Raw genomic sequence first — 22,916 nt, forward strand, 5'->3', positions numbered from 1 at the left:
ATCCGAGTTTGCCAACAGCTTGCTCGTTGCCATGTCAAGCGCTGTCAACGTGGCGATACCTATCGCTCCTGGCGCAACCTCAATTCACGGCCTGGGCCGTCAACACCAGCGTTGGCCACATGCAACCTGCCTTTGGCAAACCCGTCTATTGAGCGTGTCCATCGCCGTCATCAGCCGTGACCGGTCGCTGCATTAATCAGTTGGATGTCATACGTACGAGAAGGGCCTTGGCCGCGTCTGCATCCAGTCCGACTCTCCCATCGACAAAAAAAACATTCTGATTGAAAGGCCTGAAGTTCCATGAACGGTCATCCAAAGCCAGCCACCGCTGAGCAATACGTCCGTTGACACGCAGCCAAGCGTGGCATTCGGCTTCTCGTTCGTAGCCTTCAAGCGTCTCTGGAATGTCCTCAAGCCGCGCATAGCGGGGAGTCGCTCCAATCACGCGCTCGGCAATATCTTTCGAGAAGAGCGCCTTCAATTCATCCAGTGAGCGATGGTGGCGCCAAGTGCTGGAGATCACTAAGTCGACATTTGACAGTACGCGCATGACAGCTTCAAAAGTATCTCTGTGCAAAAAGTGCTTGGATTCGTGGCAGAACTCGGGATGCAATACGCCATCAAAGTCCACAAACAGTGTCTGAATGGTGGCGTTGGTTCTGGTTGCTCGGCTGGTGGAATCCATTGCAGACTTGGGAGGTAGATATTCCTCCCAAGTCTATACAGCATCTTCAGGAGCGTGTTGCTACGTCTTCAATGGGCCAATATTTTCGACCGATTTGAACTATTTAAGCTCCGAGATTTCGTTAGAAACGAGATCCCATATACGCTCTACGGCCGTAGAGTCCGGTGTACGCAGATATGACATGGCAAGCAGTGTCAGTGGATGTACGCCCAGTACTTCCGCTAAATCATCCACTTTGCTTAGCGTTGGAGACTTAAGGCTTCTTTCCAGGGCGCTGACATAGGTTCGGCTGGACGTGAGGCTGAACGCCTCCTGACTCAAACCCTTTGACTTTCGAATCGATTTGAGCGCTCTGGCGAAGTTATTGTGTGATGCTGCGGCATTGGACATGCACTCCGATTAATTAGTAATGACCTCTATAGGGCTACAATCTATAGTGTTCATTTTGAGTTTCTATGTTCATTACTCGCGACGCATTTCGCTCTCCCATGTCCGCCTTTTTTTGCGCGCCGGGAGATACCGGCTGGACAGCTGCAGAGCTGGCTTTGCAGCAGACGTGGTTCCTGGCGTATTTTGATCAGCTCGAAACAAGCGAGGAAGATGGCTTGGGATGCGGCCGCACCATGCTGTTCACCGACTTCAGAAGTGTTGAGCAGTTGATCAACATGGGACCTGAAAATGGTATCCACTTGAAGTCCGTGCATATTCTTACTCCGGGCCATGTGAATGGCACCGAAAGCTGGCGAATGGACCGGCTTGGCGCGGTTTGGGCTGGCAGGAATCCGAATTCAGCACACCTCCCCATGGATGTTTTTGAAACCACTTCAGGCAAGAAGTATTCGGCATCATTCGTTGGATTACCTGCTGATGAGCTTCAAATTGAATCGATGAAATTTGACTTCACCGATCAAACAGTGCAGACACGCTTCACGACCAACACAACCCAAGTCTGACAAAGTGTCTTGCATTATTTTGGTGGTTGCAACGGGGCCAGATAGACTCCCGATATAGGGCTATCCGGGTTGCTTACTCCGTGGCCACGCAATCTTGCCGCCTTACGAAACTGGGTCCGCTGGACGGGCCTGAGCGACAACGAGCGCGGCAGGCATCCTATTGATCGGAACTCAATCATCACGACTAGGTCACAAGTATGTTCTCAGCCAACATCGATTTGGTACGCTCCGCCGAAGCACTTGATTTTTTGAGATGAACCGCAAAAATGCCCCGCCTCACCCAGGAGAGGTCCTTCATGAATATTTGGGCGATGCTTCTGTGGCTGAGGCGGCCAGGAAATTGGCTGTAAGTCCAACCACTCTGTCGCGGGTACTGAAGGGAGCATCCGGCGTTTCCGCGGACATGGCTATCCGCCTTGGGCTGGCGTTGGGGACGTCGCCGGACCTGTGGGCCGGCCTGCAATGGAAATATGACCTCTATCAGGCGAACAAGCAGCCAAGGCCCAAAATGGGTCGCATCCTGACAAAGCTGAAAAATAAGTCGGTATTGGATCTCAAGGGCATGCTCATCCCGCCTGCAGGTGTGAAGGTTTCAATTAGGGATATGAGGTTCTCGTCTGAGGATCTAGCCCTCTGGGAAAAAATGGCACCTGTTGGGCGGGAATTCGGTAGTCCGGACTATGAGCACCTGGAAGAGTTGGACAGTCTGGCCGTCAAGACGTTCGGAACCATGAAAAAGGCTCGGCACTGGCTTGATGCACCCAATTCCGATCTGGGAGGATTAACTCCAGAGTTAGAGGCCAAAACTGCATTAGGATTCGAAAAAGTGAAGCGCCTGCTGCGCAAAAACTCGGCGCCCGATTTGAGCGCATGATGTTGGGCTTCTTCTGAGTTTTTTGCTTACCCACCATTCCGTTAGACGCAAAACACTTCTCTGGTTTTGTCCCAATGAATGTCGGATTCGGGCCCGTTGCAGTCGTCTAGGTCTTCGGGAAGCGGTCGTTTAGCATGCGCAAGCTCAACGGCGGGTTTTGGGATGTGCGGCAGATGGCTTTGCGCCCGTTGCTGCCTGTCCCCTGGGAGGCTGAACGACTGCTTTGCGTCAGTTTCGGCATCTGGCAGTGACTCCACTGGCATCATCTTGCTCCATAGCATATAGCTGATGTTGATCTACGTCTCTTCCGGCCTTCTTAAGTGCATCGCGGTGAGAAGAATGTTCGCAACGTCAATTTCATCTTGCAGTGCTCTGGGGAAATTCGCAGCAAACTGCATTAGTTCTGCGGAAACGGCGACTGCGTCATCCGCGAACTTCTGAATGTCAGTCAAGTTGTACGCCATATCCTTTTGCTGGTGAAAAATGGTGGCGCTAACGAAGGTATCGGGCCCTTGACCAAACGCTTGTATGAAAAGCGGGTTGTGAGCGATAGCGTTTCGATTGGCCATGACGGGCCAATACTTCCTTTTTTGATCCTTCAGGGCCTTCGCAAGTGTGTCCGACAAGTCGCTTTTCGAGATTTCAGAGACTCGATCAACGCGCGCAGAGAATTCTTCCTTTCGCCAAATCTCGACGTCTTCAGGTGCGAGAACTTCGAGGAGTTCGTTCACAGACCTCTCGATGCTGGCGGCTGCAAGTATTAGGCGACCGACCGGGTTGATCCATTTATCTTGTTCGGCCTTCGCCAAGGCCATGAACTCTTCTGGCGACATCATGTTTTCTGTCCTTTGAGTGAGCTTGTTCAGCACATTTTCGCTGACGATGAGTCGGACAATTCGGTTTTGCAATCAATGACTGAGTACCGTAGATACGGCCGCTCGTCAGTGCTTGGCGAATGCCCCTGAACAGACTGAAGCTGACGGTCGAGCCAGCCGGTCATGCGACCGGCTGCTCTTGGCCTTGGATTCAACCGGTCGATGCAACAAGTTGATGGACCGGGTTGCAGCGCTTGCTGTCCTTTGCGACGAAGCGACAAGCGACCGCTTGACTGCTGAAAACCGCCATCGATTCCAGCTTTTGCAGAGGGATGGTGAGCGCAGGCTTGCAAGCAAGGGCGCCGAACTGGGCGTTCGTTCTGCGCGGCTCCTCCGACCTGAAACAAGCTCACCGACGGGTCGCGCCCTCTTCCGTAGTAGCCGACCCTTCCGCACGCTCTAAAATCCGGTAACAGGAGGTAAGAAGCGTCCAATGGCATACCGAAATAAGACCTACATCGCCTTTGACGGCGACAACGACATGCACTACTACCGTCTCATGACGGCGTGGAAGGCGCATGACGGCTTTTCGCTCAATTTCCACAACGCGCACGACCTAAACACAGCGCGGGATTCGAGCCAGGAAGAAAGCATCAAGCGCCAGCTTCGGGAGCGCTTTGCGAATTCCAGGTTGCTCGTGGTGCTAATCGGAGCCAACACTAGATACTTGACCAAGTTCGTGAAGTGGGAACTTGAGGTGGCGTTGCGGCTCGGTCTGCCCGTCATCGGCGTGAACTTGAATGGGAGCCGGCAGATGGATGACCGTTGCCCGCCCACGATCCGGGATCAACTCGTGGTCTACACCTCGTTCAACCACAACATCATCAAACACGCGATGGACCACTGGCCCGACGAGTTCCACGGGCTGCGCAGCGCGGGCAGGACTGGTAACCACTACTACACCGACGATGTGTATAGGCGGCTCGGACTATGAGGTACTTCTTCGAGTCGATTAGGACTCGGGCCTATTGGCGCTACGCACTGTTCTCCGGCGAAGCGATTGGTAAGTTCTTCGCTGTCGTGGGTATTTTGTACCTTTGCGTCGACTTGGCCGATGCCTTCAACATCTACAAGAAGGACCAGTACAGCTACTACGGGCTGATCATCTTGGTCGTGCTCGCGCTGATGTATGTGTTGTCTACGCGCAGGCCCCTTTCACGCGTCAGCTATAAGATTCCGCAGAAGGACTTTGCTGTCGAAGTCCTGATTGGCGACCTCTTCAAGATCCCTGGCGAAGTAATCATCAGCACCAGCTCCACGTTCGATACGGACATGTCGTCGGGGCTGATCGCCGTGACGAGCTTACAGGGTCAGTTGGCTACGAACTACTTCAATGGTCAAACGACGGAGATTGATCGTCAAATCGAGGTGTCACTTTCGCGGGAGCAGTTCACCATCAACGACAAACGCCCTGGCAAGAAGAAGGAATATCCGATTGGCACCGTCGCTCGTGTGAGCGCGCACAGCAAGAATTTTTACCTTGTGGCGATGTCGCACATGGACGAGAACGGGAATGCTTCGTCAGACTTGAAGATGATTGACGAGGCGCTTGAAAAGCTGTGGGTGAACCTGGCATCTAAGGCCGAGATCGGCGACATCGTTATGCCGTTGATGGGCACGGGACGCGGACGTGTCGCGTATCCTCGGAAGAAGATGATCGAGCGCATCGCTCAGTCCTTCACCGACGCCTGCAACCAGCGAGCGTTCTCCAACAAGCTGATTATCGTCGTGCGCCCTGAGGACGCGTCGAAGTTCTCGCTAAATCTGTTCCAAGTCCGGGACTACCTGGGACAGAGCCTTCACGCCTAGTCGACGTCGTTGGCCTCGCGCCATGCCTTGTGGAGAGAGTCGAGCTTGGCCCTACTACATTGGTCAGCTCGTGTCCTTGCTCCTTGAGGATCGCTTCCCACTCTGCTTCCGTGAACTCGCCCTCGGGATCGAAGTGGGTCATGTAGACCTTCTCATGCCCGCCTATACCGCTGCGAACCCGATCCGTCGCGAACATTGGCCGCATTGACGCGGTACCTTATTCGCAGGTATCGAACGAAGCGACCGTCTGCTTCCCGCCGCAACCGACGTTGGATAGATCGATGGCGAGTGACAGCAATCAGTCTGAAGCAGTCGGCCGGGAGGAGTCATTCACTTTTCTTCATTCAATGACAGCTCTACGTTTGCGTCCGGAGAAGTCGCCTTGACCGCCGAATCGCAGCCGATCCGTGCGCTCACGCGCGATCTGAGGCGGTGGCGCAGCGTGCAAACCTACAGGTGAAAATCGCCCGCAGCTTCCGGCTGGTAAAACACTTTCTCAATCCGGATATGACAGGTTCGATTCGGCATCCGCCAGCTGAAGGCATCGCCCTCCTTGTAGCCCAGAATGGCTGTGCCGATGCCGGAGCTAACCGATAGTTTTCCGGCACTGTCGTCCGCATCCTCTGGGTAAACCAGCGCAACTTCCAACTCCTCGTCGTCCACCATCAGCAAGGCCTTGGAGTTCATCGTGATGACATCCTGCGCCACTTGCCGTGGATCGACGACGATGGCTCGCTCGATCTCATGCTCCAGCTCAAAAATATCCGCGCCCCGTTCGATCTCGACCAGACTCTGGAGCCGGGCCTTGTCGATTTCGGTGATGTAGATGTCGGAGGTGTGCGGAGCAGGGCTTTCGCGCAAGAGACGGAGGTAGCGCTCCGAGCTCATTGCAAGCGACTTCATCCCAGGCGTTTCGCTTTCCAGCAAGAAGCCGCTGTGCAGGAAGGCCTTCAGCGATCGCGCGTTGTCCGGGTGGACTTTGGCGATGAGCTTCTGGGCCCGCATGTCGAAGAAGGCGAGCTTCATGCCTTCGCGGATGGCGCTGGCTCCGAGCTTGCGGCCCCAGTTGTCGCGGTTGCCGACGACCAGGACCATTTCGCAGTCCGGGCCCACCTTGACGAGGCGCACGAAGCCGACCGGCACGTCATGCTGGTCGTAGGCCATGAAGAACCGGCCGCCTTGGTTGAACAGATGGGTCAGGATCGGCAACTGGACCCGACCGATGACCTGCTCGATGAACCGGGAGACATGGCGCGAATCGCTCAGGTAGCGGGTAACGTCCTCATCTTCCAACCAGTCCATCAGAGTCAGCGCGTTTGCCCGAGTGATCTCGGGACACAGAGAAATGAAAGGCTTGTTCATCTTCACCACCTTTGGTTTCAAGAATGAAAGCCTTTCATGGCCGCAGCCATGACGGTTCTTTCGACTAACCCAATATTTTACAACGGTGCGCGAGCGCGGAAGTTCGATGCTTTGCAGAACCCGTGCGTTGCGTGCCGCGGATAGGCCTGTTGCGCCAGGAACTGTCATTCGTTGTAGAGACCGAATTCACCGCTAAGCGGTCGCTTGGGCCATTGGAGTGAATCGCAGCAACGGGTCGAGAGCTGAGCCGAGCGACCGCTACCAGGCAGCCACATCGACCGGCCGGATTTGGCCGTATTCTGCCTTTTTCTTAAGGCTCGACGGTGATGCCCTGAAACTTCATCGCTGCAACGAAGTTCTCACGCATTTGGGTTTGTTTGGTGGCCGAATTGGTTAACCGCAGATTGTCCCAGTGAGAGAACGCGTCAGGCTCTATGCTGACCGACGGTCCACCGCCGAAGCTTCCAGGTTCCACTGCGACGGTCACGACCTGCGCACCCTCTCTATATTCAATTGAGAACCGGTCGACGCTTTGGACCACAAAGCCCTCGCTACTGCTAACGCCTTGCTTATTTAACCAACTGAACATGTTAATTGGGGTGCTTGGTGGAATGACCGCTGTTGGCCGCAAGGAGCCCTTGGCGGCTTTCCGACGGACTGACCTCTCTAGGCAAAAACATCAGAAAGGTCCAGTGGCTGTCTCGAGCTGCTCTCGGTGTAGAAAAAACCCTATCTCCAGCCAGCTTGAGGCAGAAAGTTATGCCGGGTCAGCCAAGGAGCCGTGAATACCGTAGCTCACACTTTGCAGAACACATCGATTCACTTTTTGTAGCGGCTGCCCTTAGGTGAAACGTACGAGCCACCTTTATGGCTGCTGCCCTTGCCACCTGCGTAATGACCTCCTTTGCCCTTTGCGAACGATTCAGCGGGCGTGGCAATTCCGATGAAGGCAAGTGCGAGTACAGCAATGGCGTATTTCAAAGTGATCTCCAATGGTTGTCACTGCATGTTATGCGGCCCGAACTGCAGCGATCTTTCGCGTTTACCCTCAAAACCTCACCGTAGCTCCACCCCGGGCAACAGCTCCATTCCGATCCGTTGCGCCAGTTCGTCGTAGCTTATGGGCCGCCCGGCACGCGCGTCTTCCGAATTCGGCTGCCAGTGGGCCCAGGCCTTGCCTGTACTCACGTCGTAGACAAGCTTGAACAGGTGCGTGGGCACGCGCACGCGGTTGGCTCCGACCGTCTGGCTATCGGGGCCGAACACTGGCCCAGTGATGACGAACACATCACCCTTGGCGCGCAGTACGTACCTGCGCGTGTCCTGCTCGATCTTGGCCCAGGCACCCGAGTTTTGCTTCGCGTTCTGCGGGACCATGTTCGCTAGGCTGAATGACTGCGCCATGGCGGTCGGACTCGGCATGTCACCGGCAGGCGCCATATGCCCACGAGCATAGCCAGAGCCCTTGTAGTCGCTGAGTTCAGCGCGCTCGCTGCGCGGCAACCGAGCATCCGCAAAGAATTTGTTGGTGCGATTTTCGTTGGCGTCTTCGACACTTGCGCGGTTGAGGCGCTCGGCGACGAACACCGGAGTCCTGCTCTCGCCGCTGTGCAGGATGGCGAAGGCCTCATAGCAAAGCTCGCGCTGCATCGGGGCCTTCCGAACCGATGGAGTGACACCCGCAGCGAAGAACTGGCGGCAGTCTGAAAAATGGGTGGCAACGTTCGAGCCAGAGCGCTCAATGGAGGGCGAGGATGGCTGTGACGGCGCAGGCAAGAATCCGCAGCTTGTTGCCTGGATAGAGATTGCACCGGCGGTGAGGAGCCAGACCGCCGTGCGGCGCAGTGTCGAAGCTATGCCGCTGGCTGCAGGACTGCTGCGCTTGTGAGGCTTTTTTTTCTTGGGCATGGAGGCTAAATGCTAACTTGCGCAGTAACCACGAAATGGCTGGCGCTATGCCCGCGCCACGGGCATATCATTCCAGCTCGTCGTGTAATGCGGCGTCCGCCGCTCTTGACGCATTCCCCACTCTCGGCAGGGGCCTTCCACCCCGGTGCTGGCCACATGCAGCGTGCCCTTGCCAAACCGGCCATTGAGCGTGTCCATGGCCGTCATCAGCCGTGACCGGTCCGCGTCTTCATCATCGCCTTCAAGATCTAGTTCGCCCTGGCGCCGGGTGCCTGGCACCAGATCCAGCAGCATCACCCCGGCCTTGATCAACTGGTAGCCTGATTCGTAGATCTGCCGCATGCCGGCGGTGGCCGCGTGTACCAGAAGGGCGGTGTCTGCAGTTGGGCGCCGCAGCGGCACCACAGTGCTGCGTGAGAACTTTGGCCCTGGCCGGAAGGGTGACGTGTGAGCAAACACCAGGAGCTGGCCAGCCACGCTGCCCTGGCGGCGCAGCTTTTCGGCGGCGCGGCCAGCAAACTCGCTCACGGCCTCGATCAATGGCTGGAGGTCGGTCACCGGACGGCCAAAGCTGCGAGTGCAGGCAATCTCTTTCTTGGACGCTGGCGCATCGTCCAGCTCAATGCAGGGCTGGCCCTGCAGCTCGCGCACCGTGCGCTCAAGCACCACGCTCCAGCGGCTGCGCACTGTGGCTGAGTCCATGCGAACCAGGTCCAGCACCGTATTGATGCCGCCCTCCTGCAGCTGTTTACTGATGCGCCGGCCTACGCCCCAGACTTCACCGACCGCGGTGGCCGCCAGCACAGTGTCCATGTCGCTGGCAGGCAGGGCGCACAGGTTGCACACCTGGGCCAGATCCGCGGAATAGCTGCCGGGTTTCCGTTCAGCAGTTTTGGCAATGTAGTTGGCCAGCTTTGCCAGCGTTTTGGAGGAACCTATGCCTATTCCACATGGGATGCCTGTCCACTGGTTGATGCGCGCCCGCACGTCAAATGCCCGTTTGGTCAGATTGCCGCGCACCCCATCCAGTCCAATAAAACTCTCGTCGATGGAATAAATCTCTTGTGTGGGGCCAAGGCCGGCGGCCAGGCTCATCATGCGGTCACTCATGTCGCCATACAGCGTGAAGTTGGCCGACAGGGCCACCAGCCCGTGGCTCTCGGCGAGATGACGGATCTCGAACCATGGCGCGGCCATCTTGACGCCCAACGCCTTGGCCTCGTTGCTGCGGGCAATGGCGCAGCCGTCGTTGTTGGACAGAACGATCACGGGCCGCCCCTGCAAGCTGGGCCGAAAGACCCGCTCACAACTCACATAAAAATTGTTCCCGTCGACCAGCGCGTACATGGTTCACACCGTAAATTGCTTGATGCAGGCGGTCACGACACCCCAGATTTCGATAGTCTGGTCGTCGTGGGGAATGATGTCAGGAAAGGTGGGATTGCCAGCCTGAAGCTTGATACGGCCGTTGCGCTGGTACAGCTTTTTGACGGTGAATTCACCGTCCACCACGGCCACCACGATGTGGCCATGCCGCGGCTTGATGGCCTTGTTGACCACCAGGGTGTCGCCGTCAAATATGCCCTCTTGGATCATGGAAAAGCCGCTGACTTTCAGCAGAAATGTGGCCTGCGGGTGGGTAACCAGGATGGCGGTCAGGTCAATGCGTTTGACCGCAAAATCTTCGGCTGGCGAGGGAAAGCCCGCCCGCACTGTGTCCCCGGCCATCGGCAGCACCAGGCTGACGGCGGAAAGTGGCGCCGGGCGCGCGGGCTCTAAAATACTGTACATTCATACAGTATATTCCCCGCTTAAAGTACAGTCATGTGTAGCCATTTCGAAGCCATCAAATCCCCGCAGTCCTACAAAGAGGTCTTCAAGGTTGAGCCGCCGAAGGGCTTAACCCGGACAGACATCTGGCCAGGCTACGAAAGCGCCTTCATCCGTCGCCCAAAAGAAGCAGTTTCTGGCGACGAAGCCGTGCCTGACCGCGAGGCGGTGCGTGGTGTGTTTGGCCTGGTGCCGCACTGGGCGGATGACCTCAAGCTGGCGAAGCGGACGTACAACGCCCGGAGCGAGACAGTGGCCACAAAGCCCAGCTTCCGGGATGCCTGGAAGTGGGCGAAGCACTGCATCATTCCCGCAGATGCCTTCTATGAGCCTGACTGGCGCAGCGGCAAGGCCGTCGCCACCCGGATCGCCCGGGCAGACGGCCACCCCATGGGTATTGCAGGCTTGTGGTCGACCTGGAAAGGCCCCGAGGGCGAAGTGCACAGCTTCACCATGCTGACGGTCAATGCCACCGACCATGCGGTGATGAAGAACTTTCACAAGCCAGACGACGAGAAGCGTATGGTGGTGATCCTGCCGGTGGGTGCGTATGACGACTGGCTCAATGCAGATCCAGCGAACAGCATGAGCTACATGCAGCAGTACCCGGCTGATCGCCTGGTGGCAACCGCTGAACCGAAGGAGGCATCATGAAGATGTTGCAAGGCGAATCCCAAGGCGAAGCCTGGCGGCGGACGTTTGTCGATCAAATTCTTTTGCTGGCCAACAACGAGGCCGATATGCATCAAGTGGCGGCTTGGTCGGTCCAGGCTCAGCAGGCCCATGGCCGACGAGATCCCGTCGAAGTGGCTAACGAGGAATTCCAGAGTGGCACGCCGCCTGTGCCCGGCTAGTGCGTATTCCTGTCTAGTTGACCATCTGTGCCGGTAATCGGCGACCAGTAATCCAAAATATTCTGGTCTTGACCATGTGGATTTGTGACGTATGCAGCAGAGCGAATTGATACTCCTCGTCAAGAAATAGACGTTTGCCTAGATGGCAGAATACGGCCAGAAGCGGACATTAAAGTACATGCAGTGATATGTTGTTCACATTCGTTTTTGTCCTCACTTTATTTAGTGTCTTACTGGCTGCACTTTGGGCTCCGCTTGCATTTCAACTAATCAAGCATCGGCGCAGCCTTAATAAGGCGCTATGGATTCGTGTAGCGAAGGTGTGCGCGGTACAAGTTTTCGCCTGGATAATTGCATGTGCGATTGCCGCCGGGATTGGGATACTAAATCCCGCAGGTTATTGTTTGGCACTAGCTATTGCGTCCGGTGTTGGATGCGCTCTGTACTGCCGAAGCTTGATACTTCGCGAGCAATCTATTGGCGGTTAGCGGCCAGAAGCGGACATTTAAGGAGCGTAAGAGATGAGGATCGTACACTGGTGCTCCGCTATTGCAGCGGTGATCTGGCTAGTCGCCCTGGCCGTTGGCGCTTCAGGAGTTTTCGGGGTCAGTTCGCGCGATATTCCCGGGTATCCGAACGTCGAGCAAATTCGCTATTACTTGTTCTATCCGGGCGCCGTGCTGATGATCGTGTTGGGCGCTTGGTTCTTTGCGGCTAATCGCCCAATGCGAGGCTTCTTCGCCGTCGGCGTCGCGCTGGGGTCGCTTGTTCTTTTTCCGTTCTACTTCTTTTATTTCACAGGCGGTGTTTGAGATGCCGATCATCCTCTAACAATGTCGGCTCTGGGCCCACAGCAGTCTCTGGGTTTGTCGCAAAGCAGACTGTCGTCGCACACGGAAGAGATTTGAAGCGTGGGCAGCGACATCTGCTGACCAGCGACTCACTCAGGTGACTTTCCAATCAAAGGCAAGCGTGCCAACATGCCCTGCAACGCAAGCGCCTCCCACGGCAAATGCTCCGCGACTCCCAAGCCAACCACGTCTGCCATCTGTGCCACATCAGCCAGTGTCCGAACCACCTGTTCAATCGAAAGCTCACCCTGAGCGACCCCATCAAATGTTCCAGCAGGGACGTTCGGTTTTGCGAACAGCAAGGAGCGGAACATCGAAGGATCGAGCACATCCAAGTCGAGGTGAATCGCCAGATGCTTGGCGCCCGTGGACTTCAACCACTCCAGCACGGGCTGCCGGTGCGAACCACAGCGAAGTTGCAAGCCTCAGCATCCGAACACATGACCGCCCTTGCCAACAAACCAGAGCGCGTGAAAATCTTCTTCTAGGACCCGTTCGTCAAATACGCTGCATGAATCTGTTTGAGGGCCGGATCAATAAGATGCCGATAGATCGGCAATGAGGAAGCCGGAGCCTTCCGCCTCACCCCCGCGCCACCACGCCTCGTCAGCTCATGTGCCGGGACCGTCAGGAAATCTGAAAACCCGTCCTCTTGATGATCGAGCCGAAGGCGTTGCTCGTCTCTTGGATGCGTGCTGCCAGCTCCTCGGGGCTGCTGCTTGTCGGCACGATGGCCAGCTCCGAGAGCTTCTCTGCAAATGAGGGGGAGTTGACGATCTCGGTGATGACCGAGTTGTAGCGCCTGACGATGTCCTGTGGCGTGCCTGCACGAGCCAACACGGCCACGAAGCCACTGGTGTCGTAACCTTCAAGCCCTTGCTCTACGTACGTGGGCACTTTCGGGAGTAAAGCGAGTCGCTTTGGGCCGTTGACAGCGATGATGCGCAGCTTGCCTGCGCGCGCGTGGGGCAGCATGGCGCCTACCGAGCCGATGCCGGCCGGGATCTGGCCGGCAACGACGTCTTGCGTCACGGGACCATCGCCACGATAAGGCACAGGGTTGAGATCTGCCTTGAATGTGCTGGCAAGCAGCCGCACAGCGAACTCGGGATCGCTCGACGGCGCGGGCACCCCAATGCTTGCCTTCTGCGGATTCGCAAGGGCCCATTTCACCAAGCCGCGCAGGTCGGACACCGGGCCCACGACCGACGGATTGACGCTCAGCACGTCCGGGGAGATCGCAACCAAGCCGATGGAGGCGAAGTCCTTGAGAGTCTCGTAGCCGGGGTTTCGTACCGTGAGCGGAATCATCGACAGTGCATGGCTGTTGGACAGGAACAAGGTGTTGCCGTCGGGCGCTGACTGCTTCAGCAGGGTTGCGGCTATCTGGCCACCTGCGCCCGCGCGGTTGTCGACGATGACAGTGCGTTGCAGCAGGCGCGACATGCCTTCGGCCAACACCCGGGCGACGGCGTCGGTGCTGCCGCCGGGCGGGAAGCCAACGAGCAGCCGCACGGGCTGCTGCTGCGCGATCGCGGGAGCAGCGATGGCGCCGAGGGAGAAGCCGGCGGCGGACAGTGCCGCATGACGGATCAGGGAGCGTCGTTTCATGGTGGGTACTTTCTGGTTGAGAAGGAGTTTGGGATGTGTCGATCAAGAACGGCGCCTACCTTGGGCTATAAGGGTCACCCGTTGGCGAATGCAGCAATTTCGGAAATTAGTGGCCCCGACACAGCCTCGAACCAATCGACGTCGATCCCCGAGAGCATGGGTGCGTCACGCCAGGCCTCGAGATTGCCGAACTGGAATGGCAGATCGAAACAATGGCCGCTGTGGAAGCCTTCGAGCGCGCTCTCGGTTCCGAAGCGAACCAGCTGGACGCTCTTCCCCTGCCGCTGAAGCGCTGCAGCGAACGCGACGGGAAAGCTCTGAAACTGACGCCAGGACGACGCGCTCACCAACTGTCGGTACGGCGACAGCCCTGATGCCGCGCCAAGGAGTGCGCCATCGCGTTGAAGATGAGCAGGCAAGTCGGCCAGCGGCCATTGAGACAAAGCTTCGTCTACCTGAGCCTGCGTGGCGTCGCGCTGCCCCGGAAGGTTGAAGAAGAAGGCTGCGGACTCGTCTGCGGTAAACCGGATATACACGGCTTTCGCATGACATGCCTGGGCAGCCCAGTCCGCATCGAGCAGCGCCTGCGGCACGCCCTCGCCCTTGACCGGTAGGAATGCCGATGGCGCGTGGCCCAACCTTGCCGGCTCCCGGCGCAGGGCTGACATGCCGGCCGCGAGAACGTCGGTGACCGTTGCGCGCTGCAGGTCTCCGCCAACGTTCTCGCAAGCCCTTCGGGTCACTTCGATCTGCTGGCCGGGAGACCAAGGCGCACGGGTGCCCATGCTCAAGAGCGCCGCGCGATGGATCATCCCTCGGGTCTGAGGCAAGACCGATAGCAAATGTGCGTACCAGCCGCCCGCCGACTGACCCATCAGGGTGATCCTTGCAGGATCACCGCCGAAAGCCCTCACATGGTCGACGACCCACTGTAGGGCGACAAGAAGGTCCGCCGCCGGGATCGGCAACGGATGCGCGTCGGGCTGGCCGAGATGCCCCAGCGGACCCACGCGATAGTTGACGTTAATCACGACGAGCCCGTCGGAGGCCAGACGCGAACCGTCGTACCAAGACATGGCGCCACCGCCAGTCATCCAGGCCCCGCCGTGGAGGAAGAGAACGACAGGTAGTCCTTGCGCCTCGGAGGGCGCCCAGATGTTCAGGTAGAACGCGTCCTCGGACTGCGGGTTCGCATGGCCATGCCCCATCGCGGCATACAGCCTGCTGGCTACCTGCGGAAAGACCGGCACCTCGTGCTGCCGGGATGCCGTGATCCTTCCGGAAGCAGGCAGCGGTGGCGCGAACCTTGCCTCGGCGACCGCGTAGCGCAGCCCGTGCCAGGCGTGTACCAGCGTGCCTGCGACTCGCACTTGCTCGGAAGGTGTTCCTGGATCCACGCGTTGTCCCATGGGTTAGAGCTTGGTGGAGATGTAGGTCGTCCCGGTCATGCCGTTTCCATGCAGTTCGTAGCCCATCGGGGCTGCGATGGACGCATGACGGGTGCCTGTATTGATGTCGCGCCACATCCGCCCGAGCAGGCTGTTCTCGGCGAAAGCTGCCGTACCGTGCAGCCAGCACAGGTCATTGACGGCGTCTACCAAGACATGTCCGGCATGTCCGATGCCGGCCCGGTGACGGGCTCGCCGCTCCAGAGGCATGGGGATGGTGCCGGCCGCCACAGCGTCGATCTCCGCAGCCGCGCGTTCCAGCAGCAGGCGCGCTCCGTCGACCTTGATGCTGGCTGCCCCCAGGTTCTGGACGAAGGCGCCAGAGTCCACCTGCTTCTTGTAATGCGTATAAGTGACGGGTCGCTTGGCGGAGAGGTCCGTCGTATAGTCCAGCGCCGCATAGGCGGCCCCCAGCGCTGTCGACTGGATGGTGGTGGACATCGTCAGGTGCGGAGTCAACCTTCGGCCAAACGTCGCATGGGGATCCTGTTCGGGACCGTTGCCCATCAGCTGCTCGAATGTGATGACACGGTTCTTCGGGACCCAGAGGTTCTCGGCGACCATCGTGTTGGAGCCGGAGCCGCGCATACCGATGGTGAACCAGGTGTCCTGAATCTCGAACTCGTCGCGCCGCATCAGCACGAAGCCGATTTGCTGCGACGGCGCGGATTCGTTGTCCTTGATGAACAGGATGCCCAGGGCCCAGTCGGAGTTGCCGCTGTTGGAGGCGAACGGCCACTTGCCGGTGATTTGCCATCCGTCACCATGCGGCGTCGCGGTGCCTTGCGGCTGGGCGAAGATCGAAGCTGCCTTGATGGGGCCGTTCGCGAAGACTTCATCCAGCAAGTCGTCGCCGAATCGATTCGCCAACATCACGGATCCATTAGAAATGACCAAGCACCAGGCAGCCGCGGGATCGTAGTACCCGACGGCGCGGGCTACTTCCAAGAGCATCGACGCCCCCCCTTCATGGCCACCGTAGCGTTTCAGGGCGGAAATGCGCCACACATCGGCGGACTCCAGCGCTTCGACGGATTCACGCGGAAGGAGCCGGTTCCGATCCGCGGCGATGGCGTACTCGCGCAGTACCGGCCCGATTTGGTGGACCCGTTCCACGAGACTCGCAGTTTGCTCTGCTGATGGCGGACGATGGACGGTGATACGATCTTCAGTTGAAATGACGGCAGACATGATGTTCCTTTGGGTTGGTGCGCCGCCACGCGCGTGACGCGCTTGAGACGCTGGGAAAATGCTCGTTCGAGCAGCAGGTTCGACGCTGTAGCGCCCTTCTGCGACTTGGGACGGCGAAGACGCCGGAGATCGGATCGTCAGAAATTCGAACGGGAACCTGGCTGCGGGCTTCCGTACTCATGCCAACCCTCCCTGCAATACGCCCTCACGCACGACCACTTGCCCGTCGAGGCTGACGGTGCAATTGCGCATGGGGAAGTCGAAATGGCAAGCACTGAATCGGCCGGCCGCCGGGTTGGCGCCGGTCGAGATCAGAAAGTTGCCGGCAAAGGCGCGCAGTTCGGTGCCATTGGTGTCACGCTTGTCATACATGGCTAGCGAATCCCAGCGAGCGGCGGGCGCCATGCCCCATCCCACATGGCTGATCGCGTAGGCGTTTCGGTCCTGCCAACTTTCATAGTAGGAGCGCATCAACTCGGCGTCGAGACCTTCGCCTTCGATGGCGGTGACGAAGTCGTCTTCGATGCGCAGCGTGACCGGCGACTCCAGGTAGCGCTTGAAGGTGAGGTTCACGTCGCCACGGTCGAGCACAAGCTTGCCGTTCACGCTGCCATTGCTGGGATAGCAGATGCACATGCCGGCGGGCCAATAGCCGAAGCTGCCCGGCTGGTCGGCAATTCCCGCGCTGCCGCGTCCCTGGACCCCGTCGAGGTTGACGGTAAGGTCGGTACCCGCCGCGGAGGTGACGCGCATCGACTTCGCCTCCGTGATCATGCGTCCGCCTGCTTGCGCCTTTTCCTGGACGAGCAAGCTTGGTTTCACCCGTTCCAGGATTTCAGGGTGCTCGTTGCTGATCATCATGATCCGGGCGCCCTTGGCGACCAAGGCGGCACGCTCCACGGAGTGCAGCAATCCCTCCACCGTACAGTCGACGATGAACTGGCTCGACGAGAGCGCCTGGATCACTGGGTCGAGTCCTTCGATCGCCAGGGACGTCCCCGTGGAACGCACCGGAACCGCCTCCTTCAGGCGCGGAGTGACGAGGCGCACATGGAACACCTTTGCACCCAACTGGATCAGCGCCAGCTCGGCGAGCTCCGCCAAGACTGGACGCGATTGCGACTCCGATAGGATCGCCGCGACTTCGCCGGGTTTGACGCGGCAGAGGCCGAACACCTCGACAAAATCGGCGACCCACTTACCTTCGATGCGTTCAATCAACATTCTCAAATCTCCATTTCAAGCATTGCATATCCGAACCAAAACCGGGAACGTTCCCGAGATCGGAGGCGTCTCGCAGCGAGCTAGGCACATGCGAGTTGCGCACCATTCGCGAGCCGCGTGAACTGAGAGCGATGGAACATCAGGGGGGAGGTGTCTCTCTTCAGATGTAAGTCATGGATCAACAGCTGAACGGCGTAGTGATCACCCGCAGGGTGAACGGCAAAAATGCTGCAGTCGAACCAGATTGGCGCGCCAAGGATGTGGAGCGCCCCGTCTTCCGTCACTTCTGTTTGCACGTTCTGAAATCTGGCTTCCTTGTCGTGCGAAGCAAGTTGCCTGCAGATTGATGCGTGCTCTGCGCTGAGGATGGACACGCCCACACGAGGGGCCGCCGACAGGACGCCCCAGGTCGAGGAAGTCCTTTGAACAAAAAAGGCCGCCAGCGGAGGGTCCAGCGATACCCCCACCGAAAAGCTGGAAGCAACGATCACATGCGGCCGTCCGGCATGCAGCGCTGCGATCGCAGCCACTCCCGACGGGTAGTGGCCGAAGGCTTCGCGCACCACCTTGGGGTCCAATCCAACAGCGTTCTTCATAGCGATTACTCCATGGGCGTGCTCTGCACGTTGTTTGAAAGAAAACAATCACCTATATGGCTCAAGTATGTTGCGATCGTCCTATGTTTGCAACATTAGCAAGGGTAAATACCTACACGAAGAATTTTGATCGCTCCGCAGTACTCTGAAGTGGCATCACCTCGGCCTCCGGTAACGCGGGCGCGAGGCTCACAGCTTGTATCGGCTGACGCTGTGTCTCTTATCCGTTACGACCGGATAAACTACCGAACGAATTCAAGCGGCGGGCGCCGCTTGGCCGCGGGCAGTAGAAGGAGAAGCATCTTGTATTTACATGTCGTGATGATGGCGTTCAACCAGGAGGTGTCCGCCTCCTTCAGGTCGCAGATCGAAACCTGCTTTAAGGGCATCGCTGATGAATGCGAAGGCGTGGCTCGTTTCGACCTTGTCGACAACCAATCACGTACCTCGACCGCCTATACCCACGCGCTGGTTTCCGTTTTCTCGGACGAGGCGGCGCTCGATTCCTATCGGACCGGCGCCGCCCACGATCGTTTGATGACGCAGCTGGGTCCCCACATCAACGAAATCGTTGTATTGGATAGCAGCCTCGACAATCGAGCGCAACCGACAAACAAAACGGACGAGATATGAAAGCCCCAATCGCCATTGACGAATTCATTGCGGGACGAGAACGCGGAAGCCATGAACAGCCGACGCACTACCGACACGTCCTCACCTTCTTCGGACTGTACGCACGGCCCGCGGGGAAGGTCATTCCCATCGCCGCAGTGATCCGGCTCCTCGCTGGACTGGATCTAGAACCCTCCAGCGTGCGGTCCTCCATCTCGCGGCTGAAGGCCAAGGGAGTGCTTGTTAGCCAGAGGACGGCGAGCGGCAGTGGCTATACGTTGTCCGAAGACCTCGAGCCGCATATGCTCGCAGGCGACGCGCGGATCTTTTCGACACGCGCTATGGGGGTGGATGAACCATGGCTTCTTGTGTCGTATTCTGTACCGGAGAGTGAACGTCAGCATCGCCGCAAGATTCGTGCGGGACTCGCCCGGATGGGTTTCGGCAGTGTCGTTGCCGGACTGTCGATTGGCCCGGCTCGACTGCAATCCGATGCGGTCGAGTACATCCGAGAACATCAGCTCTGGGAGTATGTCGAGCTGTTCGTATGCCAGCCCAGCGCCTATGGCGATCTCCGTGCCAAGGTATCGCGTTGGTGGGACCTGGACGCGCTGGGCAACGAATACCAAGAGTTCGTGGAGCTCTATCAGCCGGAGGTCGCCCAGTGGCAGGCGCTTCTGCGGGAGGGCAACGGGACGGCGGGCGACGCATTCCGGCTCTACGTGCCGATGATGACGCAGTGGCGAAGGCTGCCTTTCCTGGATCCTGCGCTTCCCCACGAACTACTGCCGGCGAACTGGGTCGGGATCACGGCGCGCAAGGTGTTCAGCGACTTGCACCGCCTACTGAACGCACTCGCCGCAGAACATGTCACACAGGTCATAAACGAGTACGTATGAGGGCCTGCGGTCGTTGCTGCACATGGGCGAACGGTCTCTCGTTCTGCGCTTCGCGGCTGCCCCTCGACGAGGTCGCCCGTATATCCAGGCGCCGCATGTTCCGGCGGGCGAGGCAACGGTGACGAACTGACAATCTTCGCCCGTCCGCTGTTCCATCCGCAATGCCGAGATCCAGTGAACGTCAGCTCGCCCAGAGCGGAAGGACTGCAACGGGCCTTGGATTCAACCGGCCAACGCATCCTGAGGCAGCTTTGGGCCTATTCTGTTGAAAAACTCTTCAACGGTGAATTTTGGAGAAATTCAGGGGTCCCCAAACCATACCCGCCTGGCGATCGTCGCTCCTGGGTTGTTCTAGAGGGCTGATTTTTCAGACCACGGCAAACTCTCAGGCTTGATCGAGTTTTTCAACAGAATAGGCCCCTTGCGGTCATCGGGCCAACTCTGAAGCAGTCACTCAATACGGCCCCGCAATGGGAGATGGCTGCTGCGCAAAAAATTGACAATAGTGTCTCAAAGGTAGCGGCAGTTGATGGCTTGGCGCGATTTGCCCTTGAAATGGGGGAGGTCGAATTTGCCAATCGCTATGGCAATCGAAATCGACGACTACCCAGCTACGTTGTATTTGAAGCCGAAAGAGGAAATCGGACAGAAGCAATGGTATTGCCCGTTCACCCTTACGACACAGTTCATCGAGTGCCGCGAGATGTAGTCTCTGTACTCCTCAGCAAAGATCGTCCTCATACCGAGCTTTTCGGCCTTTGCAAACTGACGCAATCCTTCTCTGACGTTGACTGGAGGTCGTCAGTGCCAATCGTGAAATAGAACGTTGCCCCAAGTTCCGGCTTAGCCTCAACCCAAATTTCGCCTTGGTGCATCTCTATGATTTGTTTGACAATGGCCAGGCCAATGCCGGTCCCCTGGAATTCGGAGGCCGTGTGCAAGCGCTGGAAAGCTCCGAACAGTTCGCCAGCATGCGCCATGTCGAAACCTGCGCCGTTATCTCGCACGAAAAAGACGACCAGCCCATCCAAGCCAGGCTGACAGCCCACTTCAATACGCGCCAGCTTCGTTTTCGAGGTGAACTTCCAGGCGTTTCCGATCAGGTTCGCCATCATCGAGTTCATCAACCGGTTGTCGGCCTGCACCACCATTCCCTCCTGAATGCCGACCTCAACTGTCCGCTCGGGATTTGTCTGGGCGGCTTGCTTGAGCAATGATTTGGCGATGGCGGTGAGATCAACAGGTTTCCGGACCACTCCCGCTCGCGGGAGCGTAGCAAGCGATAGCAGGCCGTCGATCAACAGAGACATTTTGGCGACGCCAGCGCGGACATGACCGACAAGTGCGAGCGCGCTCTCGTCGGTTTTTACCGCCTCGCGGCGCTGCAGCAAGCCACTGAACCCATCGATCGTCGTCAGTGGCCCGCGCAAGTCGTGGGAAACGGAGTATGAGAACGCCTCGAGCCGCTTGTTGGCTTCCTTGAGGTCCCGGGTACGTGCCTCCACACGTTGCTCCAGTTCGTGATTGAGGCGCTCTATTTCTTGCTGTGCCAGCCGCCTGGCGGTGATGTTCTGGATGACACTGATGAGATAGTCCGGGCTGCCGTCGGGCTTGCACGCGATGCTGGAGGCCAGACTGGCCCAAACTACAGCACCGCTTTTGTGCAAAAGCCGGAATTCAGTGACGAGTTGACCGGACAGGTCGGGCATCAAGAGGAGGTCGCGGCGCAATTTGGAAACCACGGCAAGGTCCAGGGGATGCGTGACATCGGCAACAACGGCCTCCCGGAGCGTCTCAGGGGACCAGCCAAGCATGCTGGCCAGCCTTCCGTTGGCCCGGATGAACCGGCCGTCAAGGGTCGTGTGACTGATGCCCACGGCGGCCTGGTCGAAAGTGCCGCGGTACCTGGCCTCGCTCTCTGCCAGCAGCCAGGTGTGCCTGCGTTGCCGGATATAAGCTGCCGACAGCACAAAGGCCAATAACAAAAATAGCAGGCTCGCGCCTGCCGCTGTGAGGGTGTAGCGACGAGCCCGCGTGGTTGCCGCCGCGAGAGCTTCTTCCGACGCCGTGCCAACAACCACAACCATGGACAAGGAAGGGATCACCTTGAAGCTGAACACGCGCTCTACCCCGTCGATTGCACTCTTGACGAACATGCTACCGCTGGGCGCCTGCTCCCTTTCTGCCACAATTTTCTGGAAGTTGGGGCTCTTGGATGAGTCGTCACCAAAGCTCACGACCGACCCCAGGCGCCGCGCACGAGTCAGGCCGTCAAACCCAACGAACGTGACCTGCCCACTCTTTCCCATCTCGACTTTCTGGTAAAGCTTGGTGAAAATCGTCGGATCCAGGCCGGCCACGGCCACCCCCCCAAAGCCGCCCCCCGGCTTGTTGATGCGTCGACTGACATGAACAGTTGGGCGGCCGGTGGTTCGCCCCAAAACCGCTGTACCTACCACCAAATCGTCGGCCTGGCTGGATTTCTGCGACTTGAAATACTCGCGATCCGCAACGTTGACCGGCTCAGGGATTAGAGACCCAATAGCCACCCGACCGTCTTCGTCGATGATCGCGCGGTAGACGAGGGCTTTCGCCGCCACGCTCAACGGAACTGGCACGTCTTCGAGCCGCAACGCGCGCCCTTTGTCGTGGTAGGCCCGACGCATGTCCATGAGAAGACCGTCAACATCTTGCACTGTCGTTACGGCTTGCTCAGCAAAGATCATTGCCAAATTTGCGTTATGCCGCGCCTGTGCGTTGATTGCGTCGTCTCTTTCATGACGAATCTGGACGGCAAAAAACGCCCAAATGAGTATCGATAGGAGTGTGCAAACGGCAAAAATTAACAAGGCGCCAAAATGCCGCCGCTTAAACATAGATCACCTCTGTCAAACGTTGGCTGTACTGCGCAGGAATACCATGAAGCATGGATTATCCAATACCGTCATCTTCGATGAAGTTACAAGTTATGGTCGTCCGACGAATGCAAGGTTCGTCGCATGACTGGATATCGGCCGACCATTCTTTGCCATCATGGGAGGCTCAAGTCCAAACCGAGCATCCTGGCAAGGGCGAAGGCGAAGAGCCCCAGGCCCAGGAGCGATAGCACGAAGACGGCAGCCACCTTGCCGCCCGCGCGCAGCACCCCGCGCTTGTCCGCCCCCTTCTTCCCTTGGTCGTAATGCCACTTGATGGCGAAGAACATGCACGTGCCGAGCGCGAGAGCCTTGAACGTACCGAAGACTACAGGGATCCAATCGAACATTTTGAGAATTTCCAGCCTATGACTTGACACTGTCTATCGTGAGGAGCGCTACCTCCCAGATGAGAGAGG

At 58.1% G+C, this 22,916-nt stretch carries 26 protein-coding genes; 9 read left to right on the forward strand and 17 right to left on the reverse strand.

The features are described from left to right. Positions 1–196: 196 nt before the first annotated feature. Together ACHMXK_RS03390 and ACHMXK_RS03395 are read right to left on the reverse strand one after the other, a co-directional pair. Complete coding sequence (locus tag ACHMXK_RS03390; RefSeq protein WP_397437678.1) at positions 197–685, reverse strand: HAD domain-containing protein; 489 nt, start codon at positions 683–685, stop codon at positions 197–199. 99 nt (positions 686–784) lie between these two features. After that, on the reverse strand, positions 785–1,075 hold the full coding sequence (locus ACHMXK_RS03395) for a helix-turn-helix domain-containing protein (RefSeq protein WP_397437680.1): 291 nt from the start codon (positions 1,073–1,075) through the stop codon (positions 785–787). A gap of 65 nt (positions 1,076–1,140) precedes the next feature. Between ACHMXK_RS03395 and ACHMXK_RS03400 the strand changes: the two genes are divergently transcribed. Then, a complete protein-coding gene (locus ACHMXK_RS03400) occupies positions 1,141–1,638 on the forward strand; it encodes a hypothetical protein (RefSeq protein WP_397437682.1) in 498 nt (165 codons plus the stop codon). Between the two features lie 253 nt (positions 1,639–1,891). Further along, on the forward strand, positions 1,892–2,512 hold the full coding sequence (locus ACHMXK_RS03405) for a HigA family addiction module antitoxin (RefSeq protein ID WP_397437683.1): 621 nt from the start codon (positions 1,892–1,894) through the stop codon (positions 2,510–2,512). A 296-nt stretch (positions 2,513–2,808) separates the two neighbouring features. On the opposite strand, the gene ACHMXK_RS03410 is transcribed toward ACHMXK_RS03405, so the two are convergent. Further along, entirely contained in the window at positions 2,809–3,348 is a 540-nt protein-coding gene (locus ACHMXK_RS03410; RefSeq protein ID WP_397437685.1) for a hypothetical protein, read from the reverse strand. A 472-nt stretch (positions 3,349–3,820) separates the two neighbouring features. Here ACHMXK_RS03410 and ACHMXK_RS03415 point away from each other — a divergent pair, with 472 nt between their 5' ends. Together ACHMXK_RS03415 and ACHMXK_RS03420 are read left to right on the forward strand one after the other, a co-directional pair. Continuing rightward, positions 3,821–4,321: a TIR domain-containing protein gene (locus ACHMXK_RS03415; RefSeq protein WP_397437686.1), complete on the forward strand. Its 501-nt coding sequence runs from the start codon at positions 3,821–3,823 to the stop codon at positions 4,319–4,321. Continuing rightward, positions 4,318–5,196, forward strand: a complete 879-nt coding sequence (locus ACHMXK_RS03420) for a macro domain-containing protein (RefSeq protein WP_397437688.1) — start codon at positions 4,318–4,320, stop codon at positions 5,194–5,196. Before ACHMXK_RS03415 ends, ACHMXK_RS03420 begins: the two co-directional genes overlap by 4 nt. A 450-nt stretch (positions 5,197–5,646) precedes the next feature. On the opposite strand, the gene ACHMXK_RS03425 is transcribed toward ACHMXK_RS03420, so the two are convergent. From ACHMXK_RS03425 to ACHMXK_RS03450, 6 genes are all read right to left on the reverse strand, one after another. Next, positions 5,647–6,558 (reverse strand): GNAT family N-acetyltransferase, encoded by a 912-nt coding sequence (locus ACHMXK_RS03425; protein ID WP_397437690.1) that lies wholly within the window; start codon positions 6,556–6,558, stop codon positions 5,647–5,649. Positions 6,559–6,868: 310 nt separating this feature from the next. Continuing rightward, entirely contained in the window at positions 6,869–7,147 is a 279-nt protein-coding gene (locus ACHMXK_RS03430; protein WP_397437692.1) for a hypothetical protein, read from the reverse strand. Positions 7,148–7,377: 230 nt separating this feature from the next. Next, positions 7,378–7,539 carry a hypothetical protein gene (locus ACHMXK_RS03435; protein WP_397437694.1) on the reverse strand — a complete coding sequence of 54 codons (162 nt, stop codon included), beginning with the start codon at positions 7,537–7,539 and terminating at the stop codon, positions 7,378–7,380. Positions 7,540–7,614: 75 nt separating this feature from the next. Beyond that, positions 7,615–8,466 carry a DNA/RNA non-specific endonuclease gene (locus tag ACHMXK_RS03440; RefSeq protein WP_397437696.1) on the reverse strand — a complete coding sequence of 284 codons (852 nt, stop codon included), beginning with the start codon at positions 8,464–8,466 and terminating at the stop codon, positions 7,615–7,617. 45 nt (positions 8,467–8,511) lie between these two features. Beyond that, a complete protein-coding gene (locus ACHMXK_RS03445; RefSeq protein WP_397437697.1) occupies positions 8,512–9,813 on the reverse strand; it encodes a Y-family DNA polymerase in 1,302 nt (433 codons plus the stop codon). Positions 9,814–9,816: 3 nt separating this feature from the next. Beyond that, positions 9,817–10,257 carry a LexA family protein gene (locus ACHMXK_RS03450; protein WP_397437699.1) on the reverse strand — a complete coding sequence of 147 codons (441 nt, stop codon included), beginning with the start codon at positions 10,255–10,257 and terminating at the stop codon, positions 9,817–9,819. A 33-nt stretch (positions 10,258–10,290) separates the two neighbouring features. On the opposite strand from ACHMXK_RS03450, the gene ACHMXK_RS03455 reads away from it, so the two are divergent. The 3 genes from ACHMXK_RS03455 (at position 10,291) to ACHMXK_RS03465 (ending at position 11,962) form a co-directional block, all read left to right on the forward strand. After that, entirely contained in the window at positions 10,291–10,950 is a 660-nt protein-coding gene (locus ACHMXK_RS03455) for an SOS response-associated peptidase (protein WP_397437701.1), read from the forward strand. Continuing rightward, on the forward strand, positions 10,947–11,150 hold the full coding sequence (locus ACHMXK_RS03460; RefSeq protein ID WP_397437703.1) for a hypothetical protein: 204 nt from the start codon (positions 10,947–10,949) through the stop codon (positions 11,148–11,150). The genes ACHMXK_RS03455 and ACHMXK_RS03460 overlap by 4 nt, the downstream gene beginning before the upstream one ends. 521 nt (positions 11,151–11,671) lie before the next feature. Further along, positions 11,672–11,962, forward strand: a complete 291-nt coding sequence (locus ACHMXK_RS03465; protein ID WP_397437705.1) for a hypothetical protein — start codon at positions 11,672–11,674, stop codon at positions 11,960–11,962. Between the two features lie 128 nt (positions 11,963–12,090). Here the strand turns inward: ACHMXK_RS03465 and ACHMXK_RS03470 are convergent, their stop codons facing one another. The 6 genes from ACHMXK_RS03470 to ACHMXK_RS03495 all read right to left on the reverse strand — a co-directional run bounded on the left by ACHMXK_RS03470 (position 12,091) and on the right by ACHMXK_RS03495 (position 18,071). Then, positions 12,091–12,378 carry a hypothetical protein gene (locus tag ACHMXK_RS03470; protein ID WP_397442579.1) on the reverse strand — a complete coding sequence of 96 codons (288 nt, stop codon included), beginning with the start codon at positions 12,376–12,378 and terminating at the stop codon, positions 12,091–12,093. 250 nt (positions 12,379–12,628) lie between these two features. Further along, complete coding sequence (locus ACHMXK_RS03475; RefSeq protein ID WP_397437707.1) at positions 12,629–13,612, reverse strand: tripartite tricarboxylate transporter substrate-binding protein; 984 nt, start codon at positions 13,610–13,612, stop codon at positions 12,629–12,631. Between the two features lie 74 nt (positions 13,613–13,686). Further along, on the reverse strand, positions 13,687–15,021 hold the full coding sequence (locus tag ACHMXK_RS03480) for a carboxylesterase family protein (protein ID WP_397437709.1): 1,335 nt from the start codon (positions 15,019–15,021) through the stop codon (positions 13,687–13,689). Positions 15,022–15,024: 3 nt separating this feature from the next. Continuing rightward, entirely contained in the window at positions 15,025–16,251 is a 1,227-nt protein-coding gene (locus tag ACHMXK_RS03485) for an acyl-CoA dehydrogenase (RefSeq protein ID WP_397437711.1), read from the reverse strand. Between the two features lie 177 nt (positions 16,252–16,428). Then, positions 16,429–17,475 carry a peptidase M29 gene (locus ACHMXK_RS03490; protein ID WP_397437713.1) on the reverse strand — a complete coding sequence of 349 codons (1,047 nt, stop codon included), beginning with the start codon at positions 17,473–17,475 and terminating at the stop codon, positions 16,429–16,431. A gap of 80 nt (positions 17,476–17,555) precedes the next feature. Further along, a complete protein-coding gene (locus ACHMXK_RS03495; RefSeq protein WP_397437715.1) occupies positions 17,556–18,071 on the reverse strand; it encodes a flavin reductase family protein in 516 nt (171 codons plus the stop codon). 303 nt (positions 18,072–18,374) lie between these two features. Between ACHMXK_RS03495 and ACHMXK_RS03500 the strand changes: the two genes are divergently transcribed. Beyond that, positions 18,375–18,704 (forward strand): Dabb family protein, encoded by a 330-nt coding sequence (locus ACHMXK_RS03500; protein ID WP_397437717.1) that lies wholly within the window; start codon positions 18,375–18,377, stop codon positions 18,702–18,704. Then, positions 18,701–19,582 carry a PaaX family transcriptional regulator C-terminal domain-containing protein gene (locus tag ACHMXK_RS03505; protein ID WP_397437719.1) on the forward strand — a complete coding sequence of 294 codons (882 nt, stop codon included), beginning with the start codon at positions 18,701–18,703 and terminating at the stop codon, positions 19,580–19,582. The genes ACHMXK_RS03500 and ACHMXK_RS03505 overlap by 4 nt, the downstream gene beginning before the upstream one ends. A 737-nt stretch (positions 19,583–20,319) precedes the next feature. Here the strand turns inward: ACHMXK_RS03505 and ACHMXK_RS03510 are convergent. Both ACHMXK_RS03510 and ACHMXK_RS03515 read right to left on the reverse strand, forming a co-directional pair. Continuing rightward, entirely contained in the window at positions 20,320–22,458 is a 2,139-nt protein-coding gene (locus tag ACHMXK_RS03510; protein ID WP_397437721.1) for an ATP-binding protein, read from the reverse strand. Between the two features lie 155 nt (positions 22,459–22,613). Beyond that, positions 22,614–22,847, reverse strand: a complete 234-nt coding sequence (locus ACHMXK_RS03515; protein WP_397437723.1) for a hypothetical protein — start codon at positions 22,845–22,847, stop codon at positions 22,614–22,616. Between the last annotated feature and the right edge of the window lie 69 nt (positions 22,848–22,916).

It is taken from the genome of Polaromonas sp. UC242_47 (assembly GCF_044452385.1).
In the GTDB taxonomy this organism is placed as follows: Bacteria; Pseudomonadota; Gammaproteobacteria; order Burkholderiales; family Burkholderiaceae_C; genus Polaromonas.

Bases quoted from the DNA above. Each gene is read 5' to 3' on its own strand.
- ACHMXK_RS03390 (WP_397437678.1), bottom strand. From the start codon at position 685: ATGGATTCCACCAGCCGAGCAACCAGAACCAACGCCACCATTCAGACA.
- ACHMXK_RS03445 (WP_397437697.1), bottom strand. From the start codon at position 9,813: ATGTACGCGCTGGTCGACGGGAACAATTTTTATGTGAGTTGTGAGCGG.
- ACHMXK_RS03485 (WP_397437711.1), bottom strand. From the start codon at position 16,251: ATGTCTGCCGTCATTTCAACTGAAGATCGTATCACCGTCCATCGTCCG.
- ACHMXK_RS03510 (WP_397437721.1), bottom strand. From the start codon at position 22,458: ATGTTTAAGCGGCGGCATTTTGGCGCCTTGTTAATTTTTGCCGTTTGC.
- ACHMXK_RS03490 (WP_397437713.1), bottom strand. From the start codon at position 17,475: ATGTTGATTGAACGCATCGAAGGTAAGTGGGTCGCCGATTTTGTCGAG.
- ACHMXK_RS03505 (WP_397437719.1), top strand. From the start codon at position 18,701: ATGAAAGCCCCAATCGCCATTGACGAATTCATTGCGGGACGAGAACGC.
- ACHMXK_RS03415 (WP_397437686.1), top strand. From the start codon at position 3,821: ATGGCATACCGAAATAAGACCTACATCGCCTTTGACGGCGACAACGAC.
- ACHMXK_RS03460 (WP_397437703.1), top strand. From the start codon at position 10,947: ATGAAGATGTTGCAAGGCGAATCCCAAGGCGAAGCCTGGCGGCGGACG.
- ACHMXK_RS03440 (WP_397437696.1), bottom strand. From the start codon at position 8,466: ATGCCCAAGAAAAAAAAGCCTCACAAGCGCAGCAGTCCTGCAGCCAGC.
- ACHMXK_RS03465 (WP_397437705.1), top strand. From the start codon at position 11,672: ATGAGGATCGTACACTGGTGCTCCGCTATTGCAGCGGTGATCTGGCTA.
- ACHMXK_RS03425 (WP_397437690.1), bottom strand. From the start codon at position 6,558: ATGAACAAGCCTTTCATTTCTCTGTGTCCCGAGATCACTCGGGCAAAC.
- ACHMXK_RS03455 (WP_397437701.1), top strand. From the start codon at position 10,291: ATGTGTAGCCATTTCGAAGCCATCAAATCCCCGCAGTCCTACAAAGAG.
- ACHMXK_RS03495 (WP_397437715.1), bottom strand. From the start codon at position 18,071: ATGAAGAACGCTGTTGGATTGGACCCCAAGGTGGTGCGCGAAGCCTTC.
- ACHMXK_RS03410 (WP_397437685.1), bottom strand. From the start codon at position 3,348: ATGATGTCGCCAGAAGAGTTCATGGCCTTGGCGAAGGCCGAACAAGAT.
- ACHMXK_RS03480 (WP_397437709.1), bottom strand. From the start codon at position 15,021: ATGGGACAACGCGTGGATCCAGGAACACCTTCCGAGCAAGTGCGAGTC.
- ACHMXK_RS03400 (WP_397437682.1), top strand. From the start codon at position 1,141: ATGTTCATTACTCGCGACGCATTTCGCTCTCCCATGTCCGCCTTTTTT.
- ACHMXK_RS03395 (WP_397437680.1), bottom strand. From the start codon at position 1,075: ATGTCCAATGCCGCAGCATCACACAATAACTTCGCCAGAGCGCTCAAA.
- ACHMXK_RS03515 (WP_397437723.1), bottom strand. From the start codon at position 22,847: ATGTTCGATTGGATCCCTGTAGTCTTCGGTACGTTCAAGGCTCTCGCG.
- ACHMXK_RS03420 (WP_397437688.1), top strand. From the start codon at position 4,318: ATGAGGTACTTCTTCGAGTCGATTAGGACTCGGGCCTATTGGCGCTAC.
- ACHMXK_RS03450 (WP_397437699.1), bottom strand. From the start codon at position 10,257: ATGTACAGTATTTTAGAGCCCGCGCGCCCGGCGCCACTTTCCGCCGTC.
- ACHMXK_RS03430 (WP_397437692.1), bottom strand. From the start codon at position 7,147: ATGTTCAGTTGGTTAAATAAGCAAGGCGTTAGCAGTAGCGAGGGCTTT.
- ACHMXK_RS03405 (WP_397437683.1), top strand. From the start codon at position 1,892: ATGAACCGCAAAAATGCCCCGCCTCACCCAGGAGAGGTCCTTCATGAA.
- ACHMXK_RS03475 (WP_397437707.1), bottom strand. From the start codon at position 13,612: ATGAAACGACGCTCCCTGATCCGTCATGCGGCACTGTCCGCCGCCGGC.